Below are 12565 nucleotides of genomic sequence, written 5' to 3'. Positions count from 1 at the left end.
ACCTGACGGGTCGTCAGCTGTGAACCCCGGCAACGGACGAGCCCTACCGCCCCTCGAACTCCGGTGTCCGGCGTTCCACGAAGCTCCGCACGCCCTCCTGCGCGTCCCGTGACGTCATGTTGAGTTCCTGGGCCGTCGCCTCCGCCGCGAAGGCGGTGGCGCGGTCGACGTCCATCGACGCGTTCACCAGCTGCTTGGTCAGGGCGATCGCGCGGGTCGGGCCCGTCGCGAGGCGGGTGGACCAGTCGCGGGCCGTTTTCTCCAGCTCGTCCGGGGGGACCACCCGGTTCACGAGGCCCAGCCGGGCCGCCTCCGGTGCGGAGAGGGCGTCGCCGAAGAACATCAGTTCCTTCGTGCGCTGCGGGCCGATCAGCCGGGGCAGGAGGTACGCCCCGCCGCCGTCGGGCACAAGGCCCCGGCGGACGAACACCTCGATGAAGCGCGCCTCCTCCGCAGCCAGGACCAGGTCGCAGGCGAAGGCCAGATGCGTGCCGATGCCCGCCGCCGTGCCGTTGACCGCCGCGATCACCGGCTTCTCGCAGTCCAGTACGGCCCCGATCAGGCGCTGCGCGCCGAGCCGGATGGTGCGGGCGACGTCGCCGGCGACGTGTTCGCGGGGCGGCGCGCCCCGCAGGTCCGCGCCCGCGCAGAAGCCCCTGCCGGTCGCGGTGAGGACGACCGCCCGGACCGCGGGGTCGGCGGAGGCCCCGGCCAGCAGCGCGATGATCCGCTCCCGCTGGGCCCAGGTGACCGCGTTCATCGCCTCGGGACGGTTCAGGGTGATCCAGGAGACGCCGTCGGTGACGGCGGACTGTACGTCGTCGTCGCTCACCGGCACACCGCCAGCGCGTCCAGCGCCACCGCGCCCTGCCCGCGGGGCAGCACCATGAGCGGGTTGACGTCCAGCTCCGAGAGTTGGTCGCCCAGTTCCAGTGCCATCCGCTGGACCCGCAGGACCACCTCCACGAGAGCGTCCACGTCCACCGGCGGTCCGCCCCGCACGCCCTCCAGCAGTGCGTGGCCGCGCAGTTCGGTGAGCATGGTCCTGGCCTGGTCCTCGCCGAAGGGCGGCACGCGTACGGCGGTGTCGTGGAGCACCTCCACCAGGACGCCGCCCAGCCCCACCGTCACAGTCGGGCCGAACAGCTCGTCCTGCGCGACGCCGACGACCATCTCGACGCCCCGCTCCACCATCTGGCAGACGAGGACGCCGTCGAGGTCGACGCCCTCGTAGCGGGCGATGTCCGTGAGCTCGCGGTAGGCGTCCCGCACCTGGCTGGCGGAGGTGAGGCCGATCTTCACCAGGCCCAGCTCCGTCTTGTGCGCGAGCTGGGGCGCGGAGGCCTTCATGACGACGGGGTAGCCCACCAGGGCCGCTGCCCGTACCGCCGCGGCCGCGCTGGTCACCAACTGCTCGCGCGGCACCCGGATCCCGTACGCGCGCAGCAGGCTCTTCGCCGCGTGCTCGCTCAGCTGTCCGCCGCCCGGCCGCATCAGCGCCTGCGCCTTGCGGAAGGACGGGGAGCAGGTGCGCGGGGCCTCGTCGAAGGGGGAGCGGTAGTGGGCCGTGAACCGGTGGTGGGACAGGTGGGCGCGCACGGCCGTGACGCAGTTGCCGAAGGTGCGGAAGGTGGCCACCCGCGAGGAGCCGAGCAGCGTGTCGCGGTACGCGGCCTCGGTGCCGACCGGCGACCCCCACACCACGCACACCAGCTTGTCGGTGGACCCGGCGGCGTCCACCAGGTCCTGGGCGAGGCGGTCGCTCATCGGCGGGAACGGGCCGGTGATCGGGCAGATCAGCACGCCGACGTCCGGATCGGCGAGTATCGAGTCGATGATCTTGCGGCCGCGCCAGTCGCCGACCGGGTGGCCACCGTTGTCGATCGGGTTCGAGACGTTGAGGTACGGCGGTATCCACTGGTGCAGCTCCGCCTGCCGGTCGTCGCTCAGCCGCGGAAGGCGCAGGCCCGCCGCTGTCGCCAGGTCGGCGAAGTGCGCGCCGGTGCCGCCGGAGATGGAGTAGACCGCGACGCCGTCGGACACCGGCCTGCGGGCGCGCGCCAGCAGGGCGGCGGTGTCCTGGAGTTCGTCGAGGCCGTCGACGCGGATCACGCCGTACTGCCGCATCGCCGCGTCCACCACCGTGTCCGCGCCGGTGAGCTTGCCCGTGTGCGAGGCGGCCGTCCGCGCGCCGGTGTCGGTGCGGCCGACCTTGACGGCGACGACCGGCACCCCGCGCCGGGCCGCCCGGTCCGCGGCCAGCAGGAACGAACGCCCGTCCTTGAGGCCCTCCACGTAACAGGCGATGGCGCCGACCTCCGGGCGTTCGGCGAAGTACGAGATGAAGTCGGCGGTCTCCAGGTCGGCCTCGTTGCCGGTGGGCGCCCAGTGGGAGAGCCGTATGCCCAGTTCCTGCAGGGTGAAGACGGGCCGCCCCTGGTGGCCGGACTGGGTGATGAGCGCGATCGCCGGGCCTTCGAGGTCGTCGCGGAACTTCTCGAAGGCGTTGAGGTTGGTGTTGGGGCCGAGGAGCCGGATGCCGGAGCGCTCCACGGCGGCGGCGAGCCGCGCCTGGGCGGCGGCGCCCTCCTCGCCGGTCTCCGCGTATCCGGAGGCGAAGGCCACGGCGAACTTCACCTTGATCTCGGCGAGTTCCTCGATCACCGGCAGCGGATCGCTGATCAGCAGCACGGCGAGGTCGACCGTTTCCGGCAGCGCGCGGACCGAGGGGACGCAGCCGAGGCCGAACACGGACGTGCGGGTGGGGTGCACGGGGTGCAGGCGGGCGCCGACGCGCGCGGCCCAGTCGACGAGTTGGCGGGTGATGCCCGTGTTGGGCCTGCCCTCGGTGTCCGACGCCCCGACGACGGCGACGGAGGAGGGGCGGAAGAACCGGTCCAGGTCGGGCACCGGCGCGTACAGGGGACGGCCGCTGACGTCGAGGTCGCCGGTGGACGATGCTGCCGCCTCGTGGACGGCGTTTCTGGGGCCGTCGCCGCAGGCGACGACGCGCGCGCGGAGGCCGGAGGTGAGGGTGCCGTGAGTTGATCCGAGCATCGCTGGTCTCCGCTCCCGCTCGATGGCCCGGGCGCGCCGGAGCCGCCCGGCCAGGTAACTGACGCTCTGTCAGATTAGCGAACTGACTGCGCGTCAGGAACCGTTGTGCCCGCAAAGACCGCCACCCACGCCACCCGCTCACCGCCACCCACGCCGCGCGCCTGCCGAAAACGCCGCCGCGGCCGCGCAGAGCAGAAGGCTCTGCGCCGGCCGCGGGCCGGGCTCCGCATGGACGCCGTTCCTCGCGTCGGGCCTTCGCCGCGCGCGGCCGGTCCGGTGGAGACGCCCTACGCCAGCTTCTTCGCGATCTTGCGGGCGTCGATCGCCATCTCGCGGAACATGCCGCTGATCGGGTTGGTGAACCCGGTGAAGTACAGCCCCGGCGCCTGCGCGGGCGTCCGCGCACCGTGCACGACCGGCTTGCCGCGCTCGTCGAGTACGCCGAGGTGCCCGACCAGGCCCTCCAGCGCGCGCCGGTAGCCGGTCGCGGCGATCACGGCTTCCACGGAGATCCGGGTGCCGTCCGCCAGTACGGCCTTGTCGCCCTCGAACGACTCGAGTGCCGCGACCGGCTCGACCCTGCCGCCGCGCACCGCGTCGATCAGGCCCACGTCCTGCACCGGGATGGCACCTTCCTTGACGCGGGAGTACAGCCCCGTGCCGGGACGTGGCAGCCCGTGCTCGGTGAGGTCCGGCACGGCGATTCTGCTCATGGCCTCGCCCGCCTTGTCGACGAGCCGCACCGGGAGCCGGCGGACGATGATGCCGGTGCGCTGGGCGGGCCAGCCCGCCGTGGAGCGGCGCACGATGTGCGGGGCGGTGCGCACGGCCAGCCGTACCCGTGCGGCCCCGCCTTCCACCAGGTCGACGGCGATCTCGGCGCCGGTGTTCCCCACGCCGACGACGAGTACGTCCTTGCCGGCGTAGGGCGCCGGGTTGCGGTAGGCGCCGGCGTGCAGCAGCTCGCCCGGGTACGCGTCGGCGCCCGGCCAGTCGGGCAGCCGCGGCGTGTGGTTGTGGCCGGTGGCCACGACGACGGCCCGGCCGGTCAGTTCACGTCCGCCGGTGGCGTGCAACAGCCAGCCGTTCCCGGCAGGTTCGATACGGGACACCTCGACGCCGGTGACGATCTCCAGCTCATGGAACTCGGCGTACGTGTCCAGGTAGCGGATCACGTCGTCGCGCGAGACCCAGCGCCCGAACGAGCGCGGCATCGGCAGGCCGGGGAGCGCGGAGAGCCGGCGGGTGGTGTGCAGGTGCAGGCGGTCGTAGTGCCGGCGCCAGGACGCGCCGACCGTCTCGGACTTCTCGAGCACGACGGCCCGTACGCCCCGCTCCCGCAGCGCGGCCGCCGCCGCGAGACCGGCGGGACCGCCGCCGACGATGTAGACGGGTCTGTCGTTCGTGAGGTCGATGCGCCCGACCCCGTCTTTGATGTCGGCCATGAACGCTGAGCGTAATCGCCCGATTGCCGGATGGGTCTCGGTCAAGGCGGCATTCGATTGCGAATCGGTCACGGTCGGGTATTCCTTGCGCGAGCCTCCCCTCCTCGACTGAACTGACGTACCGTCAGATCTCTGTGTGCGACTGGAGTCGTGTGGAGAGGGGTGTCCCCGATGCGGACCGTCTGGCTCACCGGTGCCGAGTGGCTCGCCGTCCTGCGCATCGGCCTCGGCCTGTGGTGGCTGGAGAGCTGGCGCCACAAGGACAGGAAGGCCTGGTTCGAGCGAGGCACCGGCATCGCCTGGGCGGCCGGCGTCGCGCGCGAGCACCGGTGGCCGGCCGTGCAGGCGGGCTTCGAGAAGATCGTGGCGCCCCGCCCGAAGACGATGGCATACCTCGTCGTCCACGCCGAACTCGCCCTCGGACTCGGCCTGATCACCGGCTTCCTCACGCCGGTGGCCCTCATCGGCGGGCTGCTGCTCAACCTGCTCTATCTGATCCTCATGATCCATGACTGGGCGGAGCAGGGGCAGAACGCCATGATGGCCCTGATATCGCTCGTGGCCCTGTTCGCCATGTCCTGGCAGGCATGGTCCCTCGACCGCGTGACCGGGCTCTTCCTGTGACCGGCCGCCCTGCCGCTGATCGTTCCACCGGCTCCGTGGCCGCCACCCCGGCGACCCCCGACGTCGACGACTTCACCCGCCCCTACTGGGAGGCGTCCGCCGTCGGCCGACTTCTCGTCCGCCGCTGCGGCGCCTGCCGCCGCCGCCACCACTACCCGCGCGAGTTCTGCCCGCACTGCTGGAGCGAGGACGTCCACTGGGAGCGGGCGAGCGGGCGGGCGACCCTCTACACGTGGTCCGTCGTCCACCGCAACGACCTGCAGCCCTTCGCGGGACGCGTCCCCTACACCGCGGCGCTCGTCGAACTGGCGGAGGGTATGCGGATGATGACCGAGGTGGTGGAGTGCGCGCCCGAGCACCTGGCCGTCGGTATGGAGCTCGAAGTCGCCTTCCGGGCGGGGGACGACGGTGTCACGGTCCCGGTGTTCCGCCCCTCGGGGGCCGTTCAGGGCCAGAGCAGTTCGCGCTCCCAGGGCTTCTCGGGGGATGCCCGGCGGTAGCGCAGCCGTACGTGGCGGCGGCGCTCGTCGCCCTGGAAGAACTCCACCGCGCGCGGTCCCAGTACGTACCGCGTCCATGTGGTCACCGGTGCGTCCGGCTCCGCCTGCGCCCGCTCCCATGCGGCCTCCGAGGTGCGGGCCAACTCGGCTTCTGACTCCAGTACTTCGCTCTGCCGGCCGGTCAGCGCCGCCGCCAGGGCACCCGTCGAGCGGGCGTGCAGATCGCCCAGGCTCTCCTCGGGAGAGGCGGAGAGGACGGGACCCCTCAGGCGCACCTGGCGGGCCTGCGAGGCCCAGTAGAAGACCAGCGACGCCTCCGGGTGGGCGGCCAGTTGGCGGCCCTTCGCGCTGGTGGCGTGGGAGGCGAAGTGCCAGCCGCGTGTGTCCGCGTCGTGGAGCATCAGGATCCGTGCGTCCGGGCGGCCCTCGTCGTCCACCGTCGCCAGTGTCATCGTGTGCGGCTCGCTCTGCCCGGCCGCCACGGCCTCTGCGAACCACCGGTGGAACAGCGGCAGTGGCTCGCCGGGCGCGGTGGCCGGGTCGAAGGCGGGCAGGGAGACGTCCCAGACCCGCTGGGCGTGCAGCAGTGCGCGGAAGGCGGCCTGCGGGTCCTGCTCGTCGTGGTCCATGGACGCAATTCAACAACGAGCGGGCCGGCGAGGGGGCGCTACCCCCGCCCCAAACGAGCGGGCCGGCGAGGGGGCGCTACCCCCGCCCCAGCACCACCGTGCCCGACGAGCAGAACCATCCGCCGGTCCCCGACGCGACCGCCAGCTCCGGCAGCCTGCCGCCGGCCCGGCGCACCTGGTGTCCGCCCGCCTCGCCCCGCAGCTGACGCACGGCCTCCACCAGCAGGAACAGTCCGCGCATCCCAGGGTGGCAGGCGGACAGCCCGCCGCCGTCGGTGTTCACCGGCAGTCCGCCGTCCCGCAGCAGCCGGCCCTTCTCGACGAACGCGCCGCCCTCGCCCTTGGCGCAGAATCCGAGATCCTCCAGGGTCACCAGGGTCATATAGGTGAAGGCGTCGTAGATCTCCGCGAGGTCGATCTCCTGCGGCCGTACCCCGGCCCGCTCGAAGGCGAGCCGCCCGCTCACCGCCGCGGGCGAGCATGTGAAGTCGTTCCACTCCGACATGGTGGTGTGCGAGACGTGTTCGCCGGTGCCGAGGATCCACACCGGGTCCTTCGCCGTGTCCGGTACGCACTCCTCGGCCGCCAGCAGCACCGCGCAGCCGCCGTCGCTGCGGATGCAGCAGTGCAGTTTGGTGAACGGGTCGGCGATCAACGGCCCGTCCAGCACGTCGTCGACGGTGATCGGGTCGCGGAACATGGCGTCCGGGTTGGCGGCGGCGTTCGCCCGCGCCTGGACCGCCACCTCGGCGAGCTGCTCCAGGGTCGTGCCGTACTCGTGCATATGGCGGCGGGCGGCCATCGCGTACTTGGCGACGAGCGTGTGCCCGTAGGGGACTTCGAACTGGAGCGGGCCGCGGCTGCCGAAGGAGAGGTTCGAGGTGCGCCGGCCGGCCCGTATGTCGGCGCGGGCGGTCGACCCGTAGACCAGCAGCACGGCACGGGCGTGACCGGCCGCGATCGCGTCGGCCGCGTGGGCCGCCATGACCTCCCAGGTCGCTCCGCCGACGGCCGTGGAGTCCACCCAGGTGGGCCGCAGGCCCAGATACTCGGCCACATCGATGGGCGCGAGCGTGCCGAGGCCCGCCGAGCCGAAGCCGTCGACGACGCTGCGGTCGAGACCGCTGTCGGCGAGTGCCCGGCGGGCCGCCTGGGCGTGCAGGGCATAGGGGGTGGGGCCGTCGACGCGGCCGCAGTCGGAGAGGGATATGCCGACGACGGCGACTTTGCGCGGTGTGCAGGGCATGGATCTGACGGTACATCAGATCATGCGTGTGCAGGAGGAGTCCGCCCGCGTCTGTGCATCCGGCGCTCGCGCATTTAACATGACGGCCCGTCAGTTCAGGGATGCCGGAAGGAGCCGCGGATGGACGCCGTCTTCACCGCCGAGCAGGACGAGATCCGCCGCACCCTGCGCGACGTGCTGTCCGGACACCCGGGCCCGGACAGGTCCGCAGCCGCCCGCACACCCGCCGGGTACGACATGAAGCTGTGGGCGGCGTTCGCCGGACAGCTCGGCCTGCCCGGTCTCATGCTGCCCGCGCAGTACGGCGGAAGGGGCCGCACCCTCACCGAACTGGCCCTCGCCTTCGAGGAGACGGGCCGCCTCCTGCTGCCGTCCCCACTGCTCTCCACGGCAGGCCTCACCGCACCTCTGATCACCGCACTCGGCACCCCCGAGCAGCGCATGGAACTCCTGCCGCGCATCGCGGACGCCTCCTCGACCTGCGCACTCGCCGTCCCCGGCAGCCTCGCGGAGGCGCTTGCGCTGACCGGCGACAACACCGCGGGAGACTGGGCCGGCGGCGGCAGGGCGGGCGGCATACAGGCCCGGCGGTCCGGTACCGGCTGGCTCCTCTACGGCGAGGCCAAACAGGTCCTCGACGGTCACAGCGCCCGGCTGCTGCTCGTCGCGGCCCACACGGGTGGCTTCCCCCGCAGCCGTACCCTGCTCTTCCTGGTCGACCCCGACGCCGACGCCGAGGCGGCCGGTCTGACCCGCACCCGGCTGACACCACTCGACGAGACCCGCCCGCAGGCCGTGCTCCAGCTCCGCGACTGCCCCGCCCGGCTGCTGGGCGAGGACGACGACGGCGGCGGCGTCCTCGCCGCCCTGGCCGCCACCGGCACGGGAGCCGCCGCACTGCTCGCGGCGGAGGCGGCGGGCGCGGCCGGACGCGCGCTGGCGAGAACGGCGGAGTACGTCCGGGCACACGAGCAGTCCGGCAGCCCGACCGGATCCGTCCAGGCCGTCGGACACCGGCTGGCCGACCTGTACGCGCACGTACAGGCGGCCCGCTCCGCCGTGTACTACGCGGCAGTGGACCCCGCCGCGGGATCCCTGGCGCTCGCGCAGGGACTGGAGGCGCTGCGCACGGTCGCCGGCGAGGCGGTCCGGCTGCACGCCGGTACCGGATCGGCCTGGGAGGACGAGGCGCATCGGTACTTCAGACGGGCAGCCGCGGACGAACTGCTCCTCGGCCCCGCCCACCGGCTGCGGGCGGTCGCCGCCGAGCGGTCCGGACTCCTCGCATCGGAAGGGACAGCCGCCTGATGACCGCCGCCCTCCGACTGGTCCGGAAGATCTCTTCCACCCGCGCCTTCGCGAGGATCGCACCGCATGTCGTCCCGGCGATGGACCGTGCAGTCCACAGTCTGACCCGGGGAAAGGTGCTGCCCAGCGCGCGGATGCTGCCGGGGCTCGTCCTCATGGTCCGCGGTGTGAGGACCGGTCTGCCGAGGCGCACCCCACTGGCCTGCGTACCGGAGGAAGCGGGCACCTGGCTCCTCATCGGCTCCAACTTCGGCCGCCCGGCGCACCCCGCGTGGACGACGAACCTGCTCGGCCACCCCGAGGCGGAGGTGAGCCTGCACGGCGAGACGATCCCCGTGCGCGCCACGCTCCTCACCGGTGAACTCCGCGCGGCGGCCTGGGAGTCGGCCTTGCGCTTCTGGCCGCCGTACGCGACCTACCAGGCCCGCGTGCCCCGTGAGATCCGCGTCTTCCGCCTCACCCGCCGCGAGGTCAGCGACGCCTGAACCGCATGCGCCGCGTGGGAGCCTCGTCCGGCGGCCCGTAGTCGTCCTGGTGCGGCTCGCCGCCGTCCTGCGGCCCGTAGTCGTGCCGGTGCTGCCCACCGCCGTACTGATCGCCGTACTGGCCTCCGTGCTGGCCGCCGTATTGGTCTCTGTACTGGCCGCCGTACTGCGCGGGCGGGGGGCTGTTCGGGTCCGGCCCGTAGGGGCCCCAGTCGTCCGCCGGCACTTGACCGGGCGGTTCCTCGTCGTACGGCTGCTCGCGCCCGCGCCGCAGCTCCCGGCGGCCGGGCATCAGTGCGGCGGCCAACAGCAGCAGCAAGCCGCCGCCGAGCGCGATCGCCATGCCGGGGCCGAGGCCGTTCCCGTCGCCGCCGATCGTGAGGCTGCCGGCCGCCTGGCCCTGACGGACCATCCACAGGGCCGTGAACCCGAGCACGATCACCCCGGACAGCGCCACCAGCAGCGGCGACCGCAGGACCAGCCCGATCAGCGTCAGCAGCGCGGCGAACGCGAGAGGGAGCAGCAGCGAGGTGGCCGGCGCCCCGTCGTTCGGGGTGATGCCGTTGAAGAGGTCCTGCACGCGGTAGTCGCGTCCGAGACGGCCGTCGTACCAGTCACGGAAGGGGCTCCATACGACGGCCGCCGCTCCGATGAGAGCGAGGATCGAGCCGATGACGTTGCGAATCATCGCCGGCCTCCTTCTGTCGGCGCTCTCGTCCGAATCGACGCTGCGCCGTAGCCGAGTACCCCGCCACCGCCGCCCGAACCCCGGGCGGTGCAGGCTTTCGCGGAGCGAAACCAGCCCGCCCGGCGTTCGAGGGCACCGCCACCGGAGTCGCGCGTCAGCGCGAACCCCGGCCCGTCGCCGTCCCCTTCACCGCGTCCAGCGCATACACGCACCGATCCTTGCTGCACGCGTACACCACACCTTTGCGGACCACCGGTGACCCCGTGATCTCGCCGCCGGTCGCCAGCTTCCAGCGCAGCTGGCCACCGCTCGCGTCCAGCGTGTAGAGGACGTGGTCGGCTGAGCCGAAGTGGACCCGGCCGTCCGCGACGACCGGGGTGCCGACGACCTCGCCGCCCGCCGCGAACCGCCACATCGGGGTGCCGGTGACGGCGTCGAGGGTGTAGAGCGCGCCGCCGCTGCCGACGTGGACGTTGCCGGCCGCGATGAGGACGGGCTCACTGGACTGGCGTGACTCGGTGGCGATGCGCCAGCGGTCCTTGCCGGTGGTGGCGTCCAGCGCGTACACGGTGCCGAGGTGGTCGGCGAGGTACACGCCGCCTCCGGTCACCGCGGGGCCGGGCGCGAAGGCGGGCGGCGAGAGGAAGACCGCGGGTGCCTCGAAGTGCCAGCGCACCAGACCGGACGCGATGTCGACGGCCAGGACGCGGGTGCCGGCGGACAGGTACACATAGCCGTCGGGCGCCGGATGCACCCGTACGGGTACGTTCCCGCACGAGGCCGCGTCGCCGATGGGGTACGACCACCGCTCGTCGCCGGTACGCGCCTCCAGGGCACGCAGCCGGGCGCTCTGCCACACGTACACGGTGTCGCCGAAGATCGCCGGACCGGCCTCCGGCGTCTCGAAGTCGCTCTGGGCACCGGTGATCTCCCACAGCTTCTCGCCGTTGGACGCCTCCCATGCCTGGACGCCGCCGCCGCGGGTACCGGTGAGGACCGTGCCGCGGTCGACCTTGAGGGAGTACACCCAGGCGTCGGTCTGCAGTCGCCAGCGTTCGGTGCCGGTGGCGGCGTCGAGGGCGTACAGCGTCGGTCCGTCGGAGCCGTGGATCCTGCCCCCGGAGACGGCCATCGCCCAGGCCACGTCGCGGGTCTTGAACTGGCGGCGGCCCGTGCCCACGTCCAGGGCGTGCACCTCGAAGGAGGTGACGTACAGCAGGTCGCCGTCGACGACCGGGGTGCCCCAGACGTCGTTCGACATGCGGAAACGCCAGGGCCGCCAGTGGCCGGGGCCCGCGTCGGGCGCCTGCGCGGGCGACGGGACCGGGGCGGGCGGTGCGGCGACGGCGCCGCCCGGGGCGTCCGCGCCGTTCAGCCCTCCGGCCATCCCGGCGGGCGGGCGCACCCAGCCGGTGGCGGGACCGGCCTCCACGACCGCGCCGCGGCCCGCGTCGGCGACCCGGGGTCCGGGGCCGATGGGCACATTGGAGCCGGGCAGCCGCACCGGGCTGCCCGGCGAGTGCGCGGCCCGGCCCGTGCGCGGGTCGCCGCCGCCGTGGTGCGCCGGCTCCCGGTCGGGGGCGGGCGGGGCGGACGGGGGTGGCGGAGGCGCCTGCGGGGCGGGCGGCGCGGCGACCCTGGAGGGCTCGCGCCGCTGGGCTGCGGGCTGTGCGCGGCCGCCGCCGCGACGGGCCTCGATCATGGCGGTGGACCGCGCCGGCAGCCATGCGGACGCGGTGCCGCTGTCGTCGCCGCCGGAGGAGAAGAGGTGCGGGGCGAGCTGGGCCTGCAGATCCTCCGGTGTCGGCCGCAGCGTGGCCTCCATCTGCATGCAGGAGTCGATCAGCGGCCGCAGCTCGTCGGGGAGGCCCTCGAGGTCGGGGCCCTCGCGCAGCAGCATGAAAACCGTCTCGACCGGGTTCGCGCCGTGGAAGGGCGCATGGCCGGTTGCCGCGAAGACCAGGGTGGAGCCGAGCGAGAAGACGTCACTGGCCCCGGTCACGCTGCGGGAGTCGCGGGCCTGCTCCGGCGACATGTACGCAGGGGTGCCGACGGCGACGTTGGTCATGGTCAGCCGGGTGTTCGAGACGCCGGACGCGATGCCGAAGTCGATGACCCTCGGCCCGTCCTCGACGACCAGGACGTTGGACGGCTTGAGGTCGCGGTGGACGAGTCCGGCGCCGTGGATGGACTGCAGTGCCTCGGCGATGCCCGCCGCCAGCCATCGGACCGCCTGGGCGGGCAGCGGCCCGCACTCGTTCACGATCTCCTCCAGGGAGGGGGCCGGAACATAGGCGGTGGCCAGCCACGGCACGGCGGCCCGCGGGTCGGCGTCCACCACGGCGGCGGTGTAGAAGCCGCTGACCGCGCGTGCCGCCTCCACCTCGCGTGTGAAGCGGACACGGAACAGCTGGTCCTCGGCGAGCTCGGTGCGAACGGTCTTGATCGCGACCCGGCGGCCGGACGCCGACCGGGCGAGATAGACCAGTCCCATTCCACCGGCGCCGAGCCTGCCCAGCACCTCGAACGGACCGATCCGTCTCGGGTCGTGCTGCGTCAGCTGCTCCATACCTGCGTGCCACC

11 protein-coding genes are annotated in these 12565 nt (G+C 73.2%); 4 read left to right on the top strand and 7 right to left on the bottom strand.

Annotation, left to right across the window (positions count from 1 at the left end):
- Positions 1-43 precede the first annotated feature (43 nt).
- The 3 genes from ACZ4SA_RS04025 to ACZ4SA_RS04015 all read right to left on the bottom strand — a co-directional run bounded on the left by ACZ4SA_RS04025 (position 44) and on the right by ACZ4SA_RS04015 (position 4502).
- Positions 44-760, bottom strand: coding sequence for an enoyl-CoA hydratase/isomerase family protein (locus ACZ4SA_RS04025; protein WP_468269828.1), 717 nt, complete (start codon positions 758-760; stop codon positions 44-46).
- A 68-nt stretch (positions 761-828) separates the two neighbouring features.
- Positions 829-3057 carry an acetate--CoA ligase family protein gene (locus tag ACZ4SA_RS04020; protein WP_468269543.1) on the bottom strand — a complete coding sequence of 743 codons (2229 nt, stop codon included), beginning with the start codon at positions 3055-3057 and terminating at the stop codon, positions 829-831.
- Between the two features lie 287 nt (positions 3058-3344).
- Positions 3345-4502 (bottom strand): flavin-containing monooxygenase, encoded by a 1158-nt coding sequence (locus ACZ4SA_RS04015; protein ID WP_468269541.1) that lies wholly within the window; start codon positions 4500-4502, stop codon positions 3345-3347.
- Between the two features lie 171 nt (positions 4503-4673).
- Between ACZ4SA_RS04015 and ACZ4SA_RS04010 the strand changes: the two genes are divergently transcribed.
- The gene (locus ACZ4SA_RS04010) at positions 4674-5126 is read left to right on the top strand and encodes a DoxX family membrane protein (RefSeq protein WP_468269539.1); all 453 of its coding nucleotides are present in this window, start codon (positions 4674-4676) and stop codon (positions 5124-5126) included.
- A 35-nt stretch (positions 5127-5161) separates the two neighbouring features.
- Positions 5162-5626 (top strand): Zn-ribbon domain-containing OB-fold protein, encoded by a 465-nt coding sequence (locus ACZ4SA_RS04005; protein ID WP_468269537.1) that lies wholly within the window; start codon positions 5162-5164, stop codon positions 5624-5626.
- Here ACZ4SA_RS04005 and ACZ4SA_RS04000 read toward each other — a convergent pair.
- Positions 5572-6255 carry a pyridoxine/pyridoxamine 5'-phosphate oxidase gene (locus ACZ4SA_RS04000; RefSeq protein ID WP_468269535.1) on the bottom strand — a complete coding sequence of 228 codons (684 nt, stop codon included), beginning with the start codon at positions 6253-6255 and terminating at the stop codon, positions 5572-5574. The genes ACZ4SA_RS04005 and ACZ4SA_RS04000 overlap by 55 nt on opposite strands.
- A 76-nt stretch (positions 6256-6331) precedes the next feature.
- On the bottom strand, positions 6332-7501 hold the full coding sequence (locus ACZ4SA_RS03995) for a thiolase C-terminal domain-containing protein (RefSeq protein WP_468269533.1): 1170 nt from the start codon (positions 7499-7501) through the stop codon (positions 6332-6334).
- A 120-nt stretch (positions 7502-7621) separates the two neighbouring features.
- Here ACZ4SA_RS03995 and ACZ4SA_RS03990 point away from each other — a divergent pair, with 120 nt between their 5' ends.
- Both ACZ4SA_RS03990 and ACZ4SA_RS03985 read left to right on the top strand, forming a co-directional pair.
- Positions 7622-8809 carry an acyl-CoA dehydrogenase family protein gene (locus ACZ4SA_RS03990; RefSeq protein ID WP_468269531.1) on the top strand — a complete coding sequence of 396 codons (1188 nt, stop codon included), beginning with the start codon at positions 7622-7624 and terminating at the stop codon, positions 8807-8809.
- Positions 8809-9294 carry a nitroreductase family deazaflavin-dependent oxidoreductase gene (locus tag ACZ4SA_RS03985; RefSeq protein WP_468269529.1) on the top strand — a complete coding sequence of 162 codons (486 nt, stop codon included), beginning with the start codon at positions 8809-8811 and terminating at the stop codon, positions 9292-9294. The genes ACZ4SA_RS03990 and ACZ4SA_RS03985 overlap by 1 nt, the downstream gene beginning before the upstream one ends.
- Here the strand turns inward: ACZ4SA_RS03985 and ACZ4SA_RS03980 are convergent.
- Complete coding sequence (locus ACZ4SA_RS03980) at positions 9281-9982, bottom strand: hypothetical protein (protein WP_468269527.1); 702 nt, start codon at positions 9980-9982, stop codon at positions 9281-9283. The genes ACZ4SA_RS03985 and ACZ4SA_RS03980 overlap by 14 nt on opposite strands.
- A 154-nt stretch (positions 9983-10136) precedes the next feature.
- Positions 10137-12551: a protein serine/threonine kinase AfsK gene (gene afsK / locus ACZ4SA_RS03975; protein WP_468269525.1), complete on the bottom strand. Its 2415-nt coding sequence runs from the start codon at positions 12549-12551 to the stop codon at positions 10137-10139.
- Between the last annotated feature and the right edge of the window lie 14 nt (positions 12552-12565).

This window comes from Streptomyces sp. NPDC027962 (genome assembly GCF_055566095.1).
The sequence above is the reverse complement of the archived record's forward strand: the minus strand, read 5'-3'. Positions and strand labels throughout refer to the sequence as shown.

Bases quoted from the DNA above. Each gene is read 5' to 3' on its own strand.
- ACZ4SA_RS04025 (WP_468269828.1), bottom strand. From the start codon at position 760: ATGAACGCGGTCACCTGGGCCCAGCGGGAGCGGATCATCGCGCTGCTG.
- ACZ4SA_RS04020 (WP_468269543.1), bottom strand. From the start codon at position 3,057: ATGCTCGGATCAACTCACGGCACCCTCACCTCCGGCCTCCGCGCGCGC.
- ACZ4SA_RS04015 (WP_468269541.1), bottom strand. From the start codon at position 4,502: ATGGCCGACATCAAAGACGGGGTCGGGCGCATCGACCTCACGAACGAC.
- ACZ4SA_RS04010 (WP_468269539.1), top strand. From the start codon at position 4,674: ATGCGGACCGTCTGGCTCACCGGTGCCGAGTGGCTCGCCGTCCTGCGC.
- ACZ4SA_RS04000 (WP_468269535.1), bottom strand. From the start codon at position 6,255: ATGGACCACGACGAGCAGGACCCGCAGGCCGCCTTCCGCGCACTGCTG.
- ACZ4SA_RS03995 (WP_468269533.1), bottom strand. From the start codon at position 7,501: ATGCCCTGCACACCGCGCAAAGTCGCCGTCGTCGGCATATCCCTCTCC.
- ACZ4SA_RS03990 (WP_468269531.1), top strand. From the start codon at position 7,622: ATGGACGCCGTCTTCACCGCCGAGCAGGACGAGATCCGCCGCACCCTG.
- ACZ4SA_RS03985 (WP_468269529.1), top strand. From the start codon at position 8,809: ATGACCGCCGCCCTCCGACTGGTCCGGAAGATCTCTTCCACCCGCGCC.
- ACZ4SA_RS03980 (WP_468269527.1), bottom strand. From the start codon at position 9,982: ATGATTCGCAACGTCATCGGCTCGATCCTCGCTCTCATCGGAGCGGCG.
- afsK (WP_468269525.1), bottom strand. From the start codon at position 12,551: ATGGAGCAGCTGACGCAGCACGACCCGAGACGGATCGGTCCGTTCGAG.